Origin of the sequence: Exiguobacterium sp. 8H (genome assembly GCF_902506255.1) — a bacterium.
Classification (GTDB): domain Bacteria; phylum Bacillota; class Bacilli; order Exiguobacteriales; family Exiguobacteriaceae; genus Exiguobacterium; species Exiguobacterium profundum.
Map to the genome: position 1 here is coordinate 1,916,950 of NZ_LR733429.1, position 20,324 is coordinate 1,937,273.

Annotated in this window: 20 protein-coding genes and 2 other annotated features; of the genes, 5 read left to right on the top strand and 15 right to left on the bottom strand. The window is 49.7% G+C overall.

All coding sequences use genetic code 11. From position 1 onward, the window contains the following. Nucleotides 1-53 precede the first annotated feature (53 nt). The gene (locus tag GVY43_RS15980; protein WP_012727492.1) at nt 54-200 is read left to right on the top strand and encodes a hypothetical protein; all 147 of its coding nucleotides are present in this window, start codon (nt 54-56) and stop codon (nt 198-200) included. A gap of 3 nt (nt 201-203) precedes the next feature. Here the strand turns inward: GVY43_RS15980 and GVY43_RS09780 are convergent, their stop codons facing one another. Continuing rightward, entirely contained in the window at nt 204-1,142 is a 939-nt protein-coding gene (locus tag GVY43_RS09780) for a RimK family alpha-L-glutamate ligase (RefSeq protein WP_074035547.1), read from the bottom strand. Nucleotides 1,143-1,295: 153 nt separating this feature from the next. Between GVY43_RS09780 and GVY43_RS09785 the strand changes: the two genes are divergently transcribed. Then, nucleotides 1,296-2,786 (top strand): potassium/proton antiporter, encoded by a 1,491-nt coding sequence (locus GVY43_RS09785; RefSeq protein ID WP_159563045.1) that lies wholly within the window; start codon nt 1,296-1,298, stop codon nt 2,784-2,786. Between the two features lie 41 nt (nt 2,787-2,827). Here GVY43_RS09785 and trpA read toward each other — a convergent pair whose 3' ends face one another. The 5 genes from trpA to trpD are packed head-to-tail and all read right to left on the bottom strand — an operon-like array spanning nt 2,828 to nt 7,053. Beyond that, on the bottom strand, nt 2,828-3,595 hold the full coding sequence (trpA, locus tag GVY43_RS09790; RefSeq protein WP_159563046.1) for a tryptophan synthase subunit alpha: 768 nt from the start codon (nt 3,593-3,595) through the stop codon (nt 2,828-2,830). Continuing rightward, nucleotides 3,592-4,779: a tryptophan synthase subunit beta gene (trpB, locus tag GVY43_RS09795; RefSeq protein WP_159563047.1), complete on the bottom strand. Its 1,188-nt coding sequence runs from the start codon at nt 4,777-4,779 to the stop codon at nt 3,592-3,594. The genes trpA and trpB overlap by 4 nt, the downstream gene beginning before the upstream one ends. Further along, nucleotides 4,776-5,330: a phosphoribosylanthranilate isomerase gene (locus tag GVY43_RS09800; protein WP_159563048.1), complete on the bottom strand. Its 555-nt coding sequence runs from the start codon at nt 5,328-5,330 to the stop codon at nt 4,776-4,778. Before GVY43_RS09800 ends, trpB begins: the two co-directional genes overlap by 4 nt. Then, entirely contained in the window at nt 5,306-6,067 is a 762-nt protein-coding gene (gene trpC / locus GVY43_RS09805) for an indole-3-glycerol phosphate synthase TrpC (RefSeq protein ID WP_159563049.1), read from the bottom strand. The genes GVY43_RS09800 and trpC overlap by 25 nt, the downstream gene beginning before the upstream one ends. Beyond that, a complete protein-coding gene (gene trpD / locus GVY43_RS09810; RefSeq protein ID WP_074035535.1) occupies nt 6,064-7,053 on the bottom strand; it encodes an anthranilate phosphoribosyltransferase in 990 nt (329 codons plus the stop codon). Before trpD ends, trpC begins: the two co-directional genes overlap by 4 nt. Before the next feature lie 55 nt (nt 7,054-7,108). Then, nucleotides 7,109-7,336: a binding site (T-box leader), on the bottom strand. 48 nt (nt 7,337-7,384) lie between these two features. Next, nucleotides 7,385-7,613 (bottom strand) — a binding site (T-box leader). Between the two features lie 242 nt (nt 7,614-7,855). Between trpD and GVY43_RS09815 the strand changes: the two genes are divergently transcribed. Continuing rightward, nucleotides 7,856-9,169 (top strand): amino acid permease, encoded by a 1,314-nt coding sequence (locus GVY43_RS09815; RefSeq protein ID WP_236548990.1) that lies wholly within the window; start codon nt 7,856-7,858, stop codon nt 9,167-9,169. A gap of 83 nt (nt 9,170-9,252) precedes the next feature. Here the strand turns inward: GVY43_RS09815 and GVY43_RS09820 are convergent, their stop codons facing one another. The 3 genes from GVY43_RS09820 to GVY43_RS09830 form a co-directional block, all read right to left on the bottom strand. Beyond that, nucleotides 9,253-10,749 (bottom strand): murein hydrolase activator EnvC, encoded by a 1,497-nt coding sequence (locus GVY43_RS09820; RefSeq protein WP_159563051.1) that lies wholly within the window; start codon nt 10,747-10,749, stop codon nt 9,253-9,255. Nucleotides 10,750-11,170: 421 nt separating this feature from the next. Then, nucleotides 11,171-11,536 carry a DUF423 domain-containing protein gene (locus GVY43_RS09825; protein WP_074035530.1) on the bottom strand — a complete coding sequence of 122 codons (366 nt, stop codon included), beginning with the start codon at nt 11,534-11,536 and terminating at the stop codon, nt 11,171-11,173. Between the two features lie 12 nt (nt 11,537-11,548). Continuing rightward, entirely contained in the window at nt 11,549-12,154 is a 606-nt protein-coding gene (locus GVY43_RS09830; RefSeq protein ID WP_012727503.1) for a trimeric intracellular cation channel family protein, read from the bottom strand. A 93-nt stretch (nt 12,155-12,247) separates the two neighbouring features. Between GVY43_RS09830 and GVY43_RS09835 the strand changes: the two genes are divergently transcribed. Beyond that, the gene (locus tag GVY43_RS09835; RefSeq protein ID WP_159563052.1) at nt 12,248-13,885 is read left to right on the top strand and encodes an AarF/ABC1/UbiB kinase family protein; all 1,638 of its coding nucleotides are present in this window, start codon (nt 12,248-12,250) and stop codon (nt 13,883-13,885) included. On the opposite strand, the gene GVY43_RS09840 is transcribed toward GVY43_RS09835, so the two are convergent. Continuing rightward, complete coding sequence (locus tag GVY43_RS09840) at nt 13,824-15,407, bottom strand: GNAT family N-acetyltransferase (protein WP_159563053.1); 1,584 nt, start codon at nt 15,405-15,407, stop codon at nt 13,824-13,826. The two genes, GVY43_RS09835 and GVY43_RS09840, sit on opposite strands and share 62 nt — an antisense overlap. After that, nucleotides 15,404-15,916: a glycerol-3-phosphate acyltransferase gene (locus GVY43_RS09845; protein ID WP_159563054.1), complete on the bottom strand. Its 513-nt coding sequence runs from the start codon at nt 15,914-15,916 to the stop codon at nt 15,404-15,406. The genes GVY43_RS09840 and GVY43_RS09845 overlap by 4 nt, the downstream gene beginning before the upstream one ends. A gap of 92 nt (nt 15,917-16,008) precedes the next feature. Here GVY43_RS09845 and GVY43_RS09850 point away from each other — a divergent pair, with 92 nt between their 5' ends. Next, a complete protein-coding gene (locus GVY43_RS09850; RefSeq protein WP_159563055.1) occupies nt 16,009-17,421 on the top strand; it encodes an NAD-dependent succinate-semialdehyde dehydrogenase in 1,413 nt (470 codons plus the stop codon). 51 nt (nt 17,422-17,472) lie between these two features. Here GVY43_RS09850 and GVY43_RS09855 read toward each other — a convergent pair whose 3' ends face one another. From GVY43_RS09855 to GVY43_RS09870, 4 genes are all read right to left on the bottom strand, one after another. Then, complete coding sequence (locus GVY43_RS09855; protein ID WP_031422042.1) at nt 17,473-18,105, bottom strand: HAD family hydrolase; 633 nt, start codon at nt 18,103-18,105, stop codon at nt 17,473-17,475. Between the two features lie 113 nt (nt 18,106-18,218). After that, the gene (locus tag GVY43_RS09860) at nt 18,219-18,584 is read right to left on the bottom strand and encodes a rhodanese-like domain-containing protein (protein ID WP_012727509.1); all 366 of its coding nucleotides are present in this window, start codon (nt 18,582-18,584) and stop codon (nt 18,219-18,221) included. A gap of 107 nt (nt 18,585-18,691) precedes the next feature. Further along, nucleotides 18,692-18,970 (bottom strand): DUF5327 family protein, encoded by a 279-nt coding sequence (locus GVY43_RS09865; RefSeq protein ID WP_078147766.1) that lies wholly within the window; start codon nt 18,968-18,970, stop codon nt 18,692-18,694. Nucleotides 18,971-19,031: 61 nt separating this feature from the next. Then, the gene (locus GVY43_RS09870) at nt 19,032-20,318 is read right to left on the bottom strand and encodes a DUF2252 domain-containing protein (RefSeq protein ID WP_159563056.1); all 1,287 of its coding nucleotides are present in this window, start codon (nt 20,316-20,318) and stop codon (nt 19,032-19,034) included. Nucleotides 20,319-20,324 lie beyond the last annotated feature (6 nt).

A 20,324-nucleotide genomic window follows, 5' to 3' on the forward strand; every position in this document is an offset into this window, starting at 1 on the left:
CGGGAATTAAGGATGATGTAAGCAAGTTATCCTGATTAACGAGGTGAACAACGATGCGCGTGTTTAAAGAAACCGATCGTGACACTGCGGAACGTTTAGATTCGTTCATCGAACGAATGGCACCGACAGCAGAATTAGTCCAACATCGATTTGAAGAGCAACTCAAACATACACAGCAAAAGGGTCAGGCGAGCGCCTGACCCTTATTTTGTCGTAGTGACGTGAAGTGCGTCGCCTAAGAAAGTAGCCAATTCAAGCATTCCGTAGCGTCCGGCTTTCGCTTCAGCATCGGAATTATAGTTCGTGTTTGTATTGACGTCGTATGCGTAGACGTTGCCGTCTTGGTCTCGAATGATTTCAATCCCCGCAATATCGATCGCATTCGCTTTCAAGAACTGTTCGAGCTTTGGAATGATGGGGTCATCGAATCCTTCGACGATTTCAAACTTCGCCGGCGGCGTCTCCCCGACTGGGCAGAACTGGTCTTCAATCGAGCAGGCATCAGCAGGACAGAGCTCGAACCCTTCCGACGTGTCGACACGGACCGCATAAAGGAACTTTCCGCCGATGAACTCGCAACGGGTGATATACGGTTCCGGGGCTTCGATATACTGTTGAATGAGCGTGATGCCGTCAACCGATTCCTCGAACGAGGGACCATATACATATTCTTTGAGTCCTTCGATCGTATGGAACAATTGGACCCCAAGTCCTTTTCCGGCACGATTATGTTTCGTGATGAATGGCGTCAAAGCTAACTGCTCAGCCGCTTCGATGATTTGCGCCTTACCGACTGCCGCAATCGTCTTCGGCACGCGAATCCCTTCACGTCGAAGCGCCGTGTATTGATTGACTTTACTCACTTCGAGGCGGATGGCACGTGTGCCGTTGAACACGGTCCGGTCGTTTGCCTCTAACCAAGCGAGGACGCCTTCCGTCAATTCTGGTGCGTACCGATGCCCACGTGTGTGCGAGGAGGCACTCATCCGATTATAAAAGACACCTTCCGGGGGCATTGCTTCGAGATCAATCGTCCCTTGGTCCAAGTGCCACAATTCATATGGCAAGTTCAATTCTTTTAAACGGTGGACAAGGTGGTTCGTCCATTCTTCGTTTTCATGAATGACGTGAATTTTAGACATCATCATTCCTCCTTCTATGATGTGTTTACTTTACCATATTCATAACCGACAATTCCAATGTGTATGGTTTGCCTAATCCTCAATTCTGAAATATCAGACGATTTCATGGTATAATGAACTTAAGAGTATTGTTTCAGAAAGGAAGTGTTGTGTTTGCCCGTACCTGTTATAAGTACTGATGTACTCATTTTACTCTTCGGTCTACTTCTCGTAGCCGGTGTCATGGCGACACGAATCTCGACTCGATTCGGCTTGCCCGCCTTGATTTTATTTATGGGAATCGGCATGATCATGGGAAGTGACATTACTGGTCTCATCTTCTTTGACGACTCGAATTTAGCGCAGCTGATTGGAGTCGCTGCCTTGATTGTCATTTTGTTTGAAGGGGGTCTTCAAACGAAATGGTCATCAATCCGGAGCGTCCTCGCCCCTTCTGCCTCGCTGGCGACGCTTGGGGTATTGATTACTACAACAGTAGTCGCCGTGGCCGTTCGTTTCGTATTTGGTTTCGATTGGATTGAATCTTTCTTGTTCGGTGCGATCATCGGTTCGACCGACGCAGCGGCCGTCTTCGCCGCATTTAAAGGAAAGAATATCTCACCGAAAGTCGGTGCGACTCTCGAAGCCGAGTCCGGCACGAACGACCCGATGGCGATGTTTTTGACGATTCTCGCTCTCGACTTCATGATGAAGCCGGATACGACCATTTGGGACGGAATTTGGATGTTCGCCCTTCAAATCGTTGTCGGGGCATTGATCGGCTTCATCCTTGGACAACTGTCTCGCCTCATGTTGAACCACTTGAGACTTGATTCGAGCGGACTGCATGCCGTTCTCATGATTTCTATGGCGTTTCTTACCTATGGTGTCACAGCTTACTTATTGGGAAGCGGATTACTCGCCGTCTATATCGCCGCCATGATTGTCGGAAATGCGGATACAGCGCATGAAGTGACAATCGTCCAATTCTCAGAAGCGCTCGCGTGGATCATGCAAATCATCATGTTCGTCATCCTTGGGTTACTCGTCTTCCCTCGTCAACTCATCGAGCCGGACTTGATTTGGAAAGGACTACTCATCTCATTCGTCCTTATGTTCTTGGCACGTCCGATTGCCGTCTATTTATCGACACTTGGCATGTCATTTACGAGAAAAGAAAAGTTGTTCATCTCATGGGCTGGTCTAAAAGGCGCCGTGCCGATCGTCCTTGCGACTTTCCCGCTTATTGCCGGTACCGAAAATAGCCAACTGTTATTCAATGCCGTCTTTTTCGTCGTCGTGACGAGCGCCCTGATCCAAGGGACGACGTTGACGCCACTTGCCGAGAAGTTAGGGTTGCTCGGTCCGGATAAAATTCGTTCTCCATACACAATCGCCCTTGTCTCGAGCAAACAGTCTCAACACAAACTCGTACCTTACGCGGTCACAGCAACTTCATCCATGATTGGAAAAACGCTCGCGGACATCACACTCCCACCGAACACCGTCGTGAACGCCATCGTCCGAAACGAATACTTGATTCCACCGAACGGTCAGACAGCCATCGAAGAAGGTGACCTCTTATACGTGCTCGCCTCGATGTATCGTCATGATCAACTCGACCAAACATTTGGTGAAGATGGACTCGATCGAGTCGAATTATGAGAAGATAGAAAATCAGCGCTTCGCCTGAAGCGCTGATTTTCTTATGCATGGATTTGCTTTGCCGATCGAATGAGCGTCTCGACATCCTCTGTCCGTCCTTCATGAAGCGCTTCGACGATAAAGCTCCCGACGACGACACCGTCACACGCATTCCCAAGTGACTGTACTTGTTCCGGACGATGGACTCCGAATCCTGCTAAGACGGGAACCCGTGACTGCTCAGTCAATCGAGTTAAGTAGGCGAGAAGCTCGTCTGGGAATACATCCGCTTTCCCGGTCGTTCCTTTGAGCGTGACCGCATACACGAATCCTTCTGCTTTTTCTAAGATGGATGCCGTTCGTGCCTCACTACTCGTCAGCGTGACGAGCGGGATGACGGCGACGTCATGCCGATTGACATCTGCGAACAACTGGAGGCTCTCCTCAAACGGAAGGTCAGGAATAATGACCCCGCTCACACCACATTCGTTCGCCCGGTCAAAGAACGGTTGGACCCCGAACCGAAACACGGGATTCAAGTATGTCATCAAGACAATCGGAACGTTAAATTGATCTTTTCCTTCTATTAAATGGTTCAATACCATTTCAAGCGTCACACCAGCTTCAAGCGCGCGCATTCCTGCCGCTTCAATAATTGGTCCATCCGCCACCGGATCGGAGAATGGGATACCGAGTTCAATCGCCGTCGCCCCCATCCGTTCTAGTTCCACAATGGTCGGAATCAGTCGCTCCATCCCGCCGTCACCGGCCATGATATACGGAACGAACGCCGCTCCTTCTCGCTGTCGAATCGCTGTCTCTAGTTTCATCGTGTCGCCACCTTCTCTCGGATTGTATGGACGTCTTTGTCTCCGCGCCCTGATAAACAAATCACCAGTGTATCGTCTTCTCCCATCGTCTTCGCGAGCGTCTCTGCATAAGCGAGGGCGTGTGAAGACTCCAATGCAGGAATGATTCCTTCTTGTCGGCTGAGTGCGAGACACGCGTCGAGTGCCTCGTCATCCGTGACGGCCGCATAGCGCACCCGCTCAATATCTTTCAAGAAACTGTGCTCCGGTCCTACCCCTGGGTAATCGAGTCCGGCTGAAATGGAGTGCGCTTCCTCGATTTGACCCGCTGCGTCTTGCAAGACATACATGAGCGACCCGTGTAAGACACCGACTTCCCCTTTCGTGAGGGTCGCTGCGTGTTTATCCGTATCGATGCCACTTCCAGCCGCCTCGACACCGTAAAGCGCGACCGACTCATCGTTCAAGAACGGATAGAACATGCCCATGGCGTTGCTCCCTCCGCCGACACAAGCGACGACGGCGTCCGGGAGGTGTCCCGTCTGTTCAAGGATTTGCCGACGTGTCTCTGTCCCGATCACGCTTTGGAAATCACGTACCATCTGCGGGAATGGATGCGGTCCGAGAACGGAACCCATCACATAGTGCGTATCGTCGACATGTTTGACCCAGTAACGGAGCGCTTCATTGACGGCATCCTTCAACGTACGACTGCCTGATTTGACAGGAACGACTTTCGCCCCGAGTAATTCCATCCGAAACACGTTCAATGCTTGGCGTTCAACATCGACCTCACCCATGAAGATGGTACATTCTAAATCGAGTAATGCACATACTGTCGCAGTCGCAACACCGTGCTGACCCGCTCCCGTCTCGGCAACGACTTTTTGTTTGCCCATCCGTTTCGCAAGGAGCGCCTGCCCAATCGTGTTGTTGATCTTATGGGCACCGGTATGGTTTAAGTCTTCACGTTTCAAATAGACGTTCGTCCCGAGACGGCGACTCAGGTTCGACGCATAATAAAGTGGCGTCTCACGTCCCACGTATTCACGTAATAAGGAAGAGAAGCGTTCTTGAAACTCAGGATCTTGCTTCGCTTCTTCATAAGCGACCTCTAATTCTTCGACCGCCTGCATGAGCGTCTCCGGAATATACTTTCCACCATATTGTCCAAACTTCCCGTTCACTGGTTGTGCATACATCATAGTTCCTCCTTGGCGCGTTGAATGAACGCACGAATTTTTTCGATATCTTTCACACCGTCCGTCTCGACACCGCTCGAGACATCGACGCCGTCTGGTTGGATGAGTTGAATTGCTTGTCCGACATTGTCAGGGGATAGCCCGCCCGCTAGCCAAAACGGACGTTGCGGCCGGTCCATTGTGCCCCAATCTAAAATCTGTCCACTCCCTGGGGTCGGATGGTCGATCAAACGCACATCTGCCGTCTCCTCGGTCGACGCATCGATGATGGGCAATCCGAAGGTACGGAGTTGTTCGATTGACTGCGTCCGATGGTGAATTTGTAAATCCGTCAGCCCTACGTCCAGCGTTTCCTCGATCTCTTCCATTGAAGGACTTAAAAACACACCAACGATCCGGACCGATTGTGGGATATGTGCAGCTAATCTCTTCGCAGTCGTCACGTCGATTTGTCGAGAACTCGGGGCGAAGACGAACCCGATTGCATCCGCTCCCGCCTCGACCGCCGCCTCAACAGCTTCCTTTGTTTTTAGTCCACAGATTTTAACGAACATGTTTTCAACTCCTCGAGTAACCGGGTCGGGTCCTCTTCACGCATGAGTGCTTCCCCGACGAGAATGGCGCTTGCCCCAGCTTCTTGTAAACGTGCAGCCGCCTCGACCGAACTGACTCCGCTTTCGCTGACGAATGTGACCTCAGGATAGCGTTTCATCAAATCAATCGATGTTTCGAGGGATACCTCGAACGTTTTTAAGTCTCTGTTATTGATGCCGATCAACACGTCATCAAGTTCGAGGGCGATGCGTAACTCCGCCTCATCATGTACTTCGACTAAGACGTCGAGACCGATGGAGCGAGCGTATCGCGTCAACTCCTGAAGACGTGTCGGATGGAGTGCCGCCACGATAAGAAGTGCCACACTCGCCCCGTAATGCTTCGCATAGTCGAGTTGTCGTTCATCGATGATGAAATCTTTACAGAGCACCGGGATGGTGACGACATCGGCAACTTGTCGCAAGTCGTCAAAAGAACCGTTAAAGTACGTCGTGTCTGTCAAAACGGAGATCATCGTCGCACCAGCTTTTTCATATTGACGTGCCCGTTTAGCGACGTCGACCGTCTCCCGAATCATTCCTTTCGAGGGGGACGACCGTTTGATCTCTGAAATGATATGGAATCCCTCGCTCATCACATGTAAGAGAGAGATTGGCTTCGTCACGGGGACATCGATGGGCTGCATGCCGCTAACCTCTTCTATTTTCGTTCCGATGATTTTCGTTAAATAACTCATGCTTCGACCTCCGTACGTTGTAAGTTTTGTAATACACGCAAGGCGTGTCCTTCATCGATACTACGTTTTGCTTCTTTCACTCCTGCACGAAGCGTTGCGGTCGTACCATACGTGCAAAGGGCAAGTGCCGCGTTTAATAAGACGACGTCGCGTGCCGGTCCCGACTCTCCATTCAATACGGCAAGAAGTGTCGCAGCGTTCTCTTCTGGTGTGCCTCCACGTAGCGCTTCAAGCGGTGCCCGCATCAAGCCGACATCTCGTGGGTCGACCGCATAACGCGCCGTCTGTTCCCCATCAAAGAAGTACACGTCGTTCACACCGGCGAGACTCGCTTCATCGAGTCCACCTGCTCCATGGACGACCATACCGCGCTCCACCCCGAGATGACGCATCGCGGTCGCCATCTTCTCGAGTAACGATGGATGATAGACACCGACAAGTTGTCGTTTCGGACGAAGCGGGTTCGTTAACGGTCCGATTTGGTTGAAGATGGTCGCCGTCGCGAGCCGTTTCCGGACCGGCATGACATGCTTCATGATCGGGTGGACATGCTGGGCGAATAGAAAACTGAGATTCGTCCGTTTCAAGTCAGCATGTACTTCTTCTGCCGTCTTCACAATCGGAACGTTCAATGCCTCTAAGACGTCCGCGCTTCCTGATCGACTCGAGACGCTTCGATTCCCGTGCTTGGCGACCGGAATCCCAAGACCAGCCAGGACAAAGGCGACGGTCGAACTGATATTAAACGTATGCGCCCCGTCGCCGCCGGTACCACAAACATCTAGTACGGGTAAATCACTTTGGGGGAACTGTGCCGCTTCACGAATGTATGCTGCGAGTCCTGCCATCTCTTCTGCTGTCTCACCGCGCTCTTTCATCGCCAGCAGCACTCGTTCGATTTGCGCTTCATCCGCTTGGAACATCTCGCTCGCTGCCACTTTCATATCTGCTGTTGATAATGCGTTTGTCTCCAATTGTTGAATCATCGTCTGTTCCCCCTCTAAAAATGTGTATAAAAAAACTCCATACGACAGTCGTCGTATGGAGGACGGTTCAATACCGCGGTGCCACCTCTCGTTGATTCCAAAGAATCCACTCTCCGATGCAATCACATCGTATCCCGATAACGGGGGAAACCGTCACGACCTACTCTCTTCAGCCATGCTCTCATGAGCCCATTCACGCGGACGCCTCGGTCAGGATCTCACCATCCCTGACTCTCTGGACGAAACGTCTTCTCGCGCTACTTTTCTCAATCCTCGATTTATATTGTCGAAACGAAAAAGGGGTCACCCGTCTCCTCATAGCCTGTGCTATAAGAAGGACGAGTAACCCCGTGGTGCCACCTTCGTTGGTTCCAAAGAACCCACTTCACGGACAATCATCCGCTTCCCCGTGATAACGGTGGGTAACCCGCTAAAGCCTACTCAAAGTTCGGTTTAGAGCTCAGAAGTCCATTCGCGACGTCCCATATACTGATTCACACCAACCATCAGCTCTCTGTCATACAGGATTCGTCGTTACTTCTCTTCGTCGACGCCTTTATTCGTTTCAGTTAAGTTAATTCGTACTATACAGGGCAGAGGAATCCATGTCAAATAAAAAAATTATAAAAACTTTGTCTCTATATGTGCAGTCAAAAATGAGAAACTTTCACCGTTTTTTCGAATTGACATTGTTTTTTTTCGTCTGCTATAGTCGTCCACAACAACATTCCACTCAGCTAAAGGAGAATCGATTTTGGAAACAAACAAACTAAAACGCGAGCTGTCCACCCGGCAACTCACGATGATTTCCCTCGGAAGCGCCATCGGAACCGGGCTGTTCCTAGGAAGCGGTCTCGCGATTCAAACCGCTGGCCCGAGCGTGCTCGTCAGCTATGCCATCGGGGCGTTCATCGTCCTCTTACTCATGGGTGCTCTCGCCGAAATGACGGTTGCCCATCCAACATCTGGATCATTCGGAACGATTGCCGAGCGATACGTTCATCCACTCGCTGGTTTTCTCGTCCGTTACTCTTACTGGGTCGCAAACGTACTGGCTGTAGGAGTTGAAGTCAGTGCCATCGCCATTTACATGCGCTACTGGTTCCCTGATGTGAACGGGTTCGTCTGGGTCGCCCTCTTCGGTGGATTACTCATTTACGTCAACGCCCGTCACGTTCACACGTTCGGAACGACTGAATACTGGTTATCCTTCATCAAAGTAACTGCCATTATCTTATTCATCGTCCTCGGTGCCGCCACATTGTTCGGCGAACCAGGATCACCGATTGAGTCAATCACGACAGGAAACGAAGGCTTCTTCGCGTTCGGCTTTTACGGAATGTGGGTGACGATTTTCATCTCCCTCTTCAGTTTCCTTGGAACCGAGCTCGTCGCTGTCACAGCCGGTGAAGCGAAAGACCCGGACCAGGCCGTACCACGCGCTTTACGTGCGACCGTGTTCCGCTTGACGTTCTTCTATGTCATCACGCTTGCGATCATGCTCATGCTGATTCCATGGCAGCAAGCAGGGATTGACCAAAGTCCGTTCGTGCTCGTCATGGAACAGTTCGATGTCCCGTTCGCGGCAGGCATCCTCAACTTTGTGATTTTGATCGCTGCCTTATCTGCGATGAACGCGCAACTCTATGCATCAACGCGCATGATGTACTCGCTCGCTGAAGCCGGCGATGCACCGAAAGCATTCAAAAAAATCAGCAAAAATGGGATTCCAATGTTCGCATTACTCGTTTCAACGGGTGGGATTGTCCTCGCCGCTTTGCTACAAGTATTCATGGAGTCATCGTATCCATTCTTGATGGGAATTTCGATGTTCGGAGCTATTTTCACTTGGTTCATGGTCTTCGTCTCCCACTTGTTCTTCCGTAAAAAATGGACCGGACGAAAACTCCCTGTCCGCATGATGGGGTATCCATTCCTCCCATTGCTCGGGGCGGTCTTACTGCTCAGCCTGATGATCACGACATGGTTCACGGATTTCAACATCTTGTTGAAGTTTGGGGTACCTTGGTTGATTGGGTTGACGATTATCTATTACGTGCGTGAACAAATGCGTAAAAACCAAGATCGTCCAAGCGATATCGAGCAAGCCAACTAACGAGTATCCCTTCGCAATCGCGGAGGGATTTTTTACGCACAAAAACTCCTTTCGCAATCGAAAGGAGTTTTCTGGTTGATGCATCAGAAGAACTGACGCGGGTTGACCGTGCTACCTGCGCTCGTTGCCGAGTATGAGTAGCCGCCTTTATGAATCTCAAAGTGCAAGTGCGGACCTGAAGAGTTCCCTGTGTTTCCAAGTGTCCCGATGTTCGACCCTTGCGTCACACGCTGTCCAGAGCTGACAGATACCGAGTTCATGTGCGCATAGACCGTGGTCCAAACTTGACCGTTGATCACGTGTGCGATCATGACGTGGTTCCCGTATGCGCCACCCCAACCTGCACGAATGACCGTACCTGTCGCAGATGCGCGAATCGGTGTCCCTGTTGGACCTGCGATGTCTACACCGTTATGGAACGTGTAACCAAACGCACCGCTCGCCGGACCCCATCCTTGTGAGTAGCGTCCTGAAGCCGGTTGAATGAACATCGAACTAGACGGAGCTGGCGTCGATGTCGTCGGCGCCGGTTTTGGCTCTGGTTTCGGAGCTGGCGTTGATGCCGGTGCCGGTTTTGGAGCTGGCGTTGATGCCGCCGTGTTGTTTGAAGACGACGAAGACGGGGTATTCGATTTATTGTCTTGCTTTTGTTGAGCAGCTTGACGAGCTGCTTCCGCTTCTCGTTCTGCCTCTGCCTGACGGGCAGCCTCAGCTTGACGTGCAGCTTCTGCTTGGCGGGCTTCTTCCGCCTTACGTGCCGCCTCTTGACGAGCTGCTTCTTCCGCACGACGACGGGCTTCCTCTTCTTCCCGACGCTGCGCTTCGATTTCAGCCGCGATTGCCTGTTCTTGAGCGACTAATGTTGCTTCAATCTCTTGAAGGTCAAAGATTTGCGATTCGAACTTGATGTTCTTCTCTTCAAGCTCTTTGATGCGTTTTTCACGTTGCTTCATTTTCTTCTCAAGCTCGGCTTGACGCACTTCGAGTGCTTTTTGTTGTTCAAGAAGTGAAGCACGCTCTGCTTTCAAGTCAGCCTGCGCTTCTTTCAACGAACGCTGTGTCGCTTCATAGTCATCAAACAACTCTTGGTCACTACGCTGAATCGTTCCAGCTGTGATCATACGTGTCACGAGATCAGAGAGATTTTTTGAACCGAAGATGAACTCAGCCCAGTTGATTGAACCGCCACCGTTCTTTTGCATCGTGGCCATACGCTCTTTCATCATCGCTTCTTGCGCCTTCATTTTTTCTTGGTAATCTTTAATGTCGGCTTCAAGATCCTCGATCTTCATCTCGGTGCGCTTGATTTCTTGGCGTTTCATGGCGACATCATTGATGATGTCTTGCAATTGTGCGTCCATTTTGTTGACCTCAGCCTGAACTTTTGAAATCTCTTCCTTGTTTCCTTCAATTTTTGAAGATGTTTCTGACTGGTCTTTTTTCACACTGTCGCGCTTTTCTTTTACTTTTTGTTGTTGTTCTTGCTTCTCTTTAATCGAAGTCGATGCATCCGCAACTGTATGTGTGCTGATGAGCATCACACCGAGCGTCAACGTCGAGACTGTGCGTTTCCAATTCATGAATGGGGTACATCCTTTCTTAAATGACAAACGTGAGTACCTACTACACTACATATTTAAAGCCGTTTCAGTATGTAACAAAAACGATCATTTGGTTGAGTTTCAACACGACTAATTATATCTAACTGATAGATATTTTCCTGTTAAAGTTATATTTCAATTTTATTACGCAAGAACAAAGGTTCGGACAATGAATGCATAGAACTTATTATTTACCAATACCTTTTCAGACTGTTCGATTTGACATCTTTCTGTAATGTTTTATGTAAATAGAGAACGTTTTACCTTATTTTAAAATAATAAGCGAATAGGGCTGTATATCCCTTTTCCAATTAATAGGATGACTCATCAAAAAAATCCATGCCGTCGCTGCATGTGAACATGAGCAAAGGCATGGATATCGAATAAATCGATTCTCAAGTTATAGTTTCATCGCACCGACGATGACAAAGATCCAGGCAGCGATGAATAACACGCCGCCAATCGGTGTCACGGCTCCGAGTTTTGTAATTCCCGTCAATGCCATGACGTACAAGCTTCCTGAGAAGAAGACGATTCCCGCAAACATGAGCCATCCAGCCACGTTGAACTGGCTGATGCTCACGCGCATGAGGAGCGCTGCAATCCCAATGATTCCAAGCGCGTGCACCATATGGTAGAGCACACCTGTCTGCCAGTTTGCCAACATGTTTGGCGCCAATCTCTCTTTTAGCGCATGGGCGCCGAATGCACCAAGTGCCACACCGAGTGCCATCAATCCGGCACCGATCATTAATAATATCTTCATTTCCGTTCCCCCTTATCTGACTTTTCGTGCTGGTAAATTCCACTTCCGATAGTAGGATATCACTCGAAGTGTCGCAACGACAATTAAAAGCGCGTACACAGCAAGACCGCCTTCGAGCTTGAAGTAATACGTAATGACCGCAATGAGAATCGCCCAAATCGCATACACCTCAGATTGTAAGACGAGAGGCTTACGTCCTGCCAATAAGTCCCGGACCACACCTCCGCCAACGCCAGTCAAGACAGCCGCCGCAATCGCAGCAGATAAAGGTAAATCAAGCTTGATTGCGACCTGCGCCCCTTGAAAGGCAAAAGCGACGAGACCAATGGCGTCGACAATGACACCCCAGCGTTCCCAATGTGGCAAGACGACACTCGGGAGCAGGAAGATGAGGAGTGCGACCAGAAAACATAAAATAAATAAATCATTCTGTTGCCAAATTAAACTGACGGGGTTTCCTAACAGGACGTTTCGGATCGCGCCGCCTCCGAAGGCGGTGATAAACGCCAGTAACCAAACCCCAAAAATATCGTATTTTTCATCCATCGCAATGATGGCTCCGCTCGCCGCGAACGCAATCGTTCCGACGACGTTGAGCAATTCCCACTCCATGAACATCCCTTGCCCTTTCTTCAACGCATTGTATGGTAAAGTATAGTTACAAAAATTCAGGTCAGTCGTGCGACTGTCGTAAAGGATGTCGGTATTACAATGAAACGTATCGCTTTGTTCCGCATATGGATTATCGTCACCATGTTCGCCCGATTCATCATTCGGCTGTACGCCTTTTCACGCAAACAACAACAAGGTGTCGCCACGACAGAAGAATATGAAGCACTGATGCTCAAGCTCGCGCGTGAGTATAAGCGTAACGCGCTACGACTCGAGGGCTTGTTAATCAAACTCGGACAATTCTTATCAATTCGTGCAGACTTGCTACCACCCGCCGTCTTGAACGAGCTGTCAGAGCTCGTCGACCGTGTCCCGACGTCTGGTTGGGAGAAGTCGCGCGCGATTCTAGAGGCAGAATGGGGCGTCCCATATACCCAAGTCGTCAAAGACGTCGGCATCGACGCCGTCGCCTCGGCTTCCATCGGAGAAGTATATGGTGCCACGCTTCTTGAAAACGGCAAACGGGTCGCCATCAAAATCCAGCGTCCGAATATCGAAAAAATCATCCGGACCGACTTCCGTGCGATGCGGATTGTCACATCGATGTTAAAGCGGACATCCCTCGCTAAATCAACCGACTTAGATAGCTTATATCGCCAAATGATTTTTGTCATCGGGGATGAACTAAATTTCCAAACTGAATTAAAAAACGCCCTGTATTTTAAAGCCAAATACGCCGATAACCGAGACGTTTACATCCCGGACTATCACGAACATCTCTGTACGAACCGCGTCTTGACGATGGACTGGGTCGACGCACGCCGAATCACCGACCTCGCCTTTTTAAAAGAAAATGGAATCGACCGTTCCGCCCTAGCTGAACGACTCTTCACACTCGCTGCCGAACAGCTATTGTTTGGTGGGCAGTTCCATGCCGATCCACACCCCGGAAACGTCCAAATTCGAGCCGATGGCACCATCATCTTACTCGATTTCGGTATGGTCGGACAGACAACGGCGCAAGACATGGCCACGATTCGGAATATCTTACAGGCATTCATCTCGCTCGACTATGATAGCATCGTCGATGGATTAGAAGACTTGCGCTTCCTCTTACCGACGGCAAACAAACAAAACATTCGCCAAGCACTAGAGAAAGCGGTCACTTTCTACCTAGAAACGGACATCGATACCGTCGATACGAAATTGATTGAGAAGGTGTTACAGGACATTCAATTGCTCGTCAAAAACGAACCGATTCAGCTCCCGGCAGAATTTGCCTTCTTCGGTCGGGCCGCCTCGACCTTGCTCGGGATTCTGCAAATCCTCGATCCGAAAATCGATCTGTTCACACTCGGTAAACCGATTGTCATCGAATGGCTCGAGGAAGACGGGACAACGCTTCAAAATCGTTACGTGAAGACCGGAATCAACTACGCGAAGAAACTGTTAAACGTTCCTCCACTTCTGGATAATTACTTAAAAGAACCGACACGAAAACGTCTGTCGGAGCAAGCGATGTTCCAACGAAACCTTGAATCCAAGGAACTCTTGCACCGTCAGACGTTCAATGCCATCGTCATCTTGCTCGGTTTGCTCGTCGGCCTACTCGGCTATATTCGACCGGATGAATGGCTCTTCTGGTCAGGTGGCGTCGTCTCCGTTTTAGCTTATTTCAATTGGAGACGCCTCGGACGAAAGATTCGTCATTTGGCACGCCAAGACTTTCGAGTATAAGCGAACCGTCACTCTCAGCAGTGGCGGTTTTTTGTTGAATCCATTGTGCGATATAAGCACCGACGTCACGCATCATGCGAGGTGTCGTCCAACCCATGGTCGATACTTGAATGACGTTCGCCTGCTTTAAGTAGTCACTCTCATACTGGACGAGATAGCCTTGATAGGACAGTTGGCGCCCGAGCTCGACCGAGGATAGCTCGCACGGAACTGGAATCGTGATGATGCCGGGTGATTGGGCGGGACACACATCGACCGATAAACCGTTCTCTTGTAAGGCATTAAGCAACGTATTCATCTTTACAGAATGTGAAACGACTTCATCTTCTGTCAACTCATCCAGCGCGATCGCCATCGCTGAGAGAAGCGGTTCCGATTGTGTGAAGGCAATCGGTTGATAGAGGGATAGATCGAAATAGCGCGCTGTATGTGGTGTCGCAATCGCTGGATGCTTCATTGCCACGAACGCGAGACCCGGGGCGTTCCGTAACGCCTTTCCTGAAGAGAAGGTCACGTAGTCCGCAAACGAATAGTCATAGACGAACGTTCCGACGGCACTGATCGCATCAATGGCGACAACGCCTTGCCATGTATGGAGCGGGGCAAGGTTGATTAAAATCCCTAACGATGTCTCGCAATGAACCGTCCATACCCAGTCTGGTGCAATGCGCTCAAGTTGCGAAATATCCCATTGTCCCTCTTGGTCCACTGCGACCACGTCAAAAGACAGACCGACACGCCGGGCATGGTCAATCAAGCGTTCTCCAAATTCACCCTCATTGAAAATGAGGCCGTGTCCGTCCAATCGAGCCGCGACCGCATCGTTAGCGACGGTCCCGCTTCCAAGGAGCGTATAGACATGAGGGAGTCCGATTCGTTCCGCCAGTTTTCGTTGTACCGCTTCAAGCACTCGTCCCGTTTCGTTTGAACGATGTGGGCGCGGCTGCATCGAGAGTCGTTCTCTCACACGGTCCGAACATTCAACGGGTCCTGCTAGCAAACTTTTTGGACGTAGGATCGATGCTGATTTGGATTCATAAAAAGCCGAACGCGTCAACATCATCGGAACATATCTCGCTTCGTCAGGACCAATCGGATCCGCGAACGGCACAAACCCGAATCGATGATAGAGCACTTGTTCACGTGTCGTTCCACTGATGACAATACCATCGACATCACGCTCTGTCGCATCGTCGATGACCGCGCGCATCAATCCAGCGAACGTCCGATTGCGTCGATAGGGTTTAGTCACAGCGAGGAGGCGAATCTCAAGCCAATTCCCATCAGGAATGCGTACTCCTTTTTGTTCCAACGAAAACGGCCGTTTGCCACGTAACGCACACATGGCGACCACTTCCCCATCCACTTCTCCAATCCAATATGTATTTTCTTCGTGAAATCGGTCGACAAGTCGCCTTTCCGGATTTGGTGGATGTTGTGGAATCTCTTCAACGAATGTTTCGTAATTTAATCGATGTATCGCTTCAAAATCTGATATTTCGGCTTTTCGATACACAATCATGTTCTTTCCTCCTTCACATGATGATACGTAATCACGATAGCGATGAGTATGGCCCAGATGACATCTTCGAGACTTCCGAAAGCTGCCAACGGTAATAACGTAAGCATGACTAATCCCGTCTCGCGAGAGTTCCCCGTTAATTTGATTAAGAGTAACAAGATAACAAGACCCCCAATAAACCACCACGGCTCATATGCCCATATGATTCCAGAAAAAACGGCATATCCCTTCCCTCCCGCACGGATTCGCCAAAATGGATAAATATGCCCGAGCGTGAGCGCGAACGCCGTCTGCCAAAAATATGGTCCGCTCATCTGTAGGACGAGAATCGTCTTGAGCACGTCGAATCCATAGACGATTAGAAACGCCTTTACTCCACCGATGCGATGCGCATTGCGTGCACCGGTATTCTTCGAACCAGTTGTCGCTAAATCATGTCCACTTAGCACCCCATACAGTCTGCCCCCGAGCAGACTTCCGACTAAATAGCCAATGACGATGATCCACATAGTATCCCCTCTTTTTTTGTAAATTTGTGTGCGTTTCAGAAAAACGGGTATCCTCTAATTAACTGTGCACTTTTTGGAAAGGGGAAATCAAGATGCGAGAAGAGAAAAACTTCATTAACGGGGAATGGACAGAAACGGGACAAACGATCGAGGTACGAAATCCAGCCACAGGCAATGTGATGGCCGTCGTGACAAAAAGTGATACACAAGAAGCGACACAAGCCGTCGACGCTGCGCATGAGGCGTTAGAAGAATGGCAACAAAAAACAGCAGAAGAACGAGGGGAACTACTTACTGAATGGCATCGTTTGATTGCAGGACATACGGAAGAGCTTGCCCGAACGATGGTCGAGGAACAAGGAAAACCGCTCAAAGAAGCGATCGGCGAAATCAACTATGCAAATGGATTCATCGACTGGTATGCGGCAGAAGGACGACGCGTGTACGGAGAGACGATTCCTGCTTCATCGAACCAGAAACGAATCTTTGCCATCAAACAACCGGTCGGCGTCATCGCAGCCATCACACCTTGGAACTTTCCGGCTGCCATGATCACACGGAAAGTTGCTCCAGCGCTCGCTGCGGGCTGTACGGTCGTCATGAAACCAGCATCGGCGACCCCGTTGACCGCCATCGAATTGGTCAAATTAGCGGAGAAGGCCGGATTCCCAAAAGGGGTCATCAACCTTGTCACTGGACAAGCATCAGATATCGTCAAAGCGTGGCAACAAGATAAACGGGTCCGAAAATTGACGTTCACAGGATCCACGGAAGTCGGGAAAATGCTCATGCGTGATGCTGCGGACACGATGAAAAAGATTTCGCTTGAACTGGGTGGGCACGCCCCGCTCATCGTCACAGCTAAAGCGGATTTAAATAAGGCTGTTCCGCAAGCGGTCGCCACGAAATTCCGAAACGGTGGACAGACGTGTGTCTGTGCGAACCGAATTTATGTCGAACGCGCCGTCGTCGATGAATTCTCGGAGCGTTTCATTAAAGAGGTCGAAGCGTTGAAAGTCGGGAACGGACTAGAGGAAGGTGTCGACATCGGTCCGCTCATCGATGACGATGCGCTCAGCAAAGTCGAAAAGCATATCGAGGACGCGCAGATTCGTGGCGGTGAAGTGTACGGTGGCGAGGTGCTAGACGGCTTATTCATCCGTCCTGCTGTCATCCGTTATGCGAATGAAGACATGCTCTGCATGAACGAAGAAACGTTCGGACCCGTCGCACCGATTGCAACGTTCGATTCGCTCGATGAAGTCATCAAACGGGCGAACAACACGCCGTTCGGCTTAGCCGCTTACCTGTTCACGCAAGACATCAATGAAGCGGTCTATTTAGCTGAATCGCTAGAGTATGGGATTGTCGGTGTGAATGACGGTCTTCCGTCAACGCCGCAAGCGCCTTTCGGTGGTTGGAAAGAGAGCGGACTCGGTCGTGAAGGCGGTCATCACGGTATTGAGGAATTTTTAGAAGTAAAATACATCTCTCTCGGATTGTGAGTATAGGTATACAAAAAGGCTTGTCGACATTGATATGCGACAAGCCTTTTCTTATCGGTTGACCCACTCGACTAAATCGTGTGGAGATTGAATCACGTGATCTGCAAGTGCCCACTCTTCTTCATTACCGAACCCGAATCCTGTCAAGACGACGGGGAAGTCATGAGCGCGAGCCGCCTCGACATCCGATTTACGATCACCGACCATAATATAGTCCGCCTCTCCGTGCCGGACACGGTGCGCTGTCAGAATGTCTGCCTTCTTCTCGCCCCCAACAGATTCTAAACATTCGGGTGCCGTCATATATGGACGAATCTGTTGCGTATCTAAAATCAAATTCATGTAATGAACACCGCAGTTACTCGCTGTCGTCAGCGTATGACCTTGCTCGTGAAGTGTCTCCAACATCTCACGAATTCCGTCAAATAAGACATTTTGTCCTTCCATCGTTTGCTCAAGCGTCGTATGACGGAGTCTGCGAATGAGACGAATCTCCTCAAGCGTCGCTTCTGGGATGACATGCTCCCAAAACGCGTTACCTGCCAAGCCGTATCCTGAGCGGACCGCCTCTTCACTCGGTTTCGGAAGATGAGGAAGCTCCTCGAGTGCCTCATGAATCGCCTTCGTCATTGGTCCGGTCGTATCTACTAACGTGCCATCGATATCAAATAAAATCACTGCCATTGGATTGATCTCCTCTCTTTCACTCTCTCCCTACCGTAGCAGAATCCCCGAAAATGCAAAAGAGAAAACGTGGTGACAAAAAACGACTGAACCGATTCGTCCAGTCGCATCTATTATCCACGCCAGAAGTTCATGCCACCTTTTACAGAATAGACGTCGGTATATCCGGCACTCTTCAGCATCGCTGCCGCTCGTTGGCTACGCATCCCGCTCTGACAGATGACATAGACAGGACGCTCTTTTTCTTTCGGATATTTCGCTTGAGCATTACCGAATCCGGATAAAGGTACATTTTTCGCTTGCTTGATATGTCCCCCGCGGTATTCATGCGGCTCCCGCACATCCAATAATTGAATGTTCCGTTCTTCTGCGATTCTCCGTTTTAAATCGTCCGTTGAGACAGTTTTTACATTGTTTCGACGACTCCACCAGAAATACACAAGTCCAATGACGACCGCCACAAAAAGAAAGTCCAACATATTCACGCCTCCATTTGCATTCATTTCTTACACTCATTATACCCCATATGGTATTTAAGTCAATGAAAGAGAATCCATAAAAAAACCACATGTCCATGACATGTGGTTCAAAAATCGAGTAATGAATCCGATTTCGGTTGCTCGTCTTCCTCCATCGGAATGCCAAGAAAGGCAGCCATCTGTCGATCAAGTGGCGGTTTTGTTTCACTTGTCACGGTCGGGGACTGTGATGCCCCAACGCTTTTTGCTTCAGACGTCTCCGCTAACAAGAGTTCACAAAAACCCATTAACTTTGCCAAATGACGCTTTTGCGCTTCGCCGGTTGACGACTCAATCTGTGTCATCACCTGACGCATTTGGGCGATGACTTGTTGTTCTGTAATCATAGTCCGTACACATCCTTTACGCTTCCATTGTGCAGGATTTCATCCTCAATTCGCAAGTTCCTTAACGATTCCTTGACTCGACCCAGTTTAAAAAGGCGTCATAATCAAAACGAACTTGATTTGCATAAAAATCAGCCCATCTCGATAACTGTCGAATAAACAGGGACGGAGAGTCACCGATTGCCGCCGCGATTCGTTCACTTGCCGTATAATCGAGCACATTGGAGGTCGCATCGGCCCGTGCATGAATTTTCGCCGTGATTTGCGCTTGCACCTTCAACGTCTCAATGAGCGACGTCTCATCTTTCATATGTTTCGCTTTCACTTTTCGCTTATACGGAGAACGTTGCCTCACATAATATTCTTTGTCGTCAATCGTCAAATAGCCGAGATACGGGTCACGACTGTGGACCATTGCCCGTTGCGCAGCGACGACACGAGCGCCTTGATGCGACAATCCGTTTTCAAACAGCGGATGTGTCGGAAGAAAGAGAGACGGGACGGCAGATTGTGCTTGTTTCATCTCTAAAATGACATCTTCATCATGCTCTTCGTCGGCACCTTCAATCAAAATATAGTAGCGTTCTAAACCGATCGAAGCCGTACCGCTCTGAAGTTTGACGGCAATATCTTTGATTTCATAGTGATCGGCATGATGTCGGTGTTGATTTGACAAAGAAGACAGATAATCGCCCCATGCCGCTTCAATTTTCTCCCGTACTTCCGAGGAGATGGGAAGCAGGTCGTCACTCGTTGAAAAATAACGTTCCTCGTCTCTTACCTCCGTCCGTTCGGACATGAATTCATCTTTCTTCTTCTCCGCTTTTTTAATGACTTTTTTGACCGCTTTACATGTATTCTCTTTCGTGAATTGAATATGCTCACTTCGTCCAAGCGCATGTTTTTCAATGGCTTTGGCATAGGACTCAGCAAACGCTTGAATGGCTGCTTTGCCATCGAACCCGGACTCGGCGGCGAACAAATCGACAGAGACCGCCATCCGCAACAAATCAAACAGGTATGAACCGATATACGCCTCATCAAAGTCGTTCACGTCATAGATGATGGTACCGGCCCCGTCTTCGAACACACCGAAATTTTCAAAGTGTAAGTCTCCTTGAATGAACGTCGGATGATCGGGACCTGTGTCAAACGCGATCGGTACTTTCGCAAAGTCGTAGTAGAACAAGTGTGAGCTACCCCGAAAGAACGAGAACGGGCTCGAACTCATCTTCGCATATTTTTCTTGTCTCGCCTCTTCCGAAAGCTGTCGAATCGACTGGTCGTAAAAATCAAGGACAGTCCCAATCGTCTCGCATCGAATTTGTTGTTTGACGGCTGTGAACATACGCCT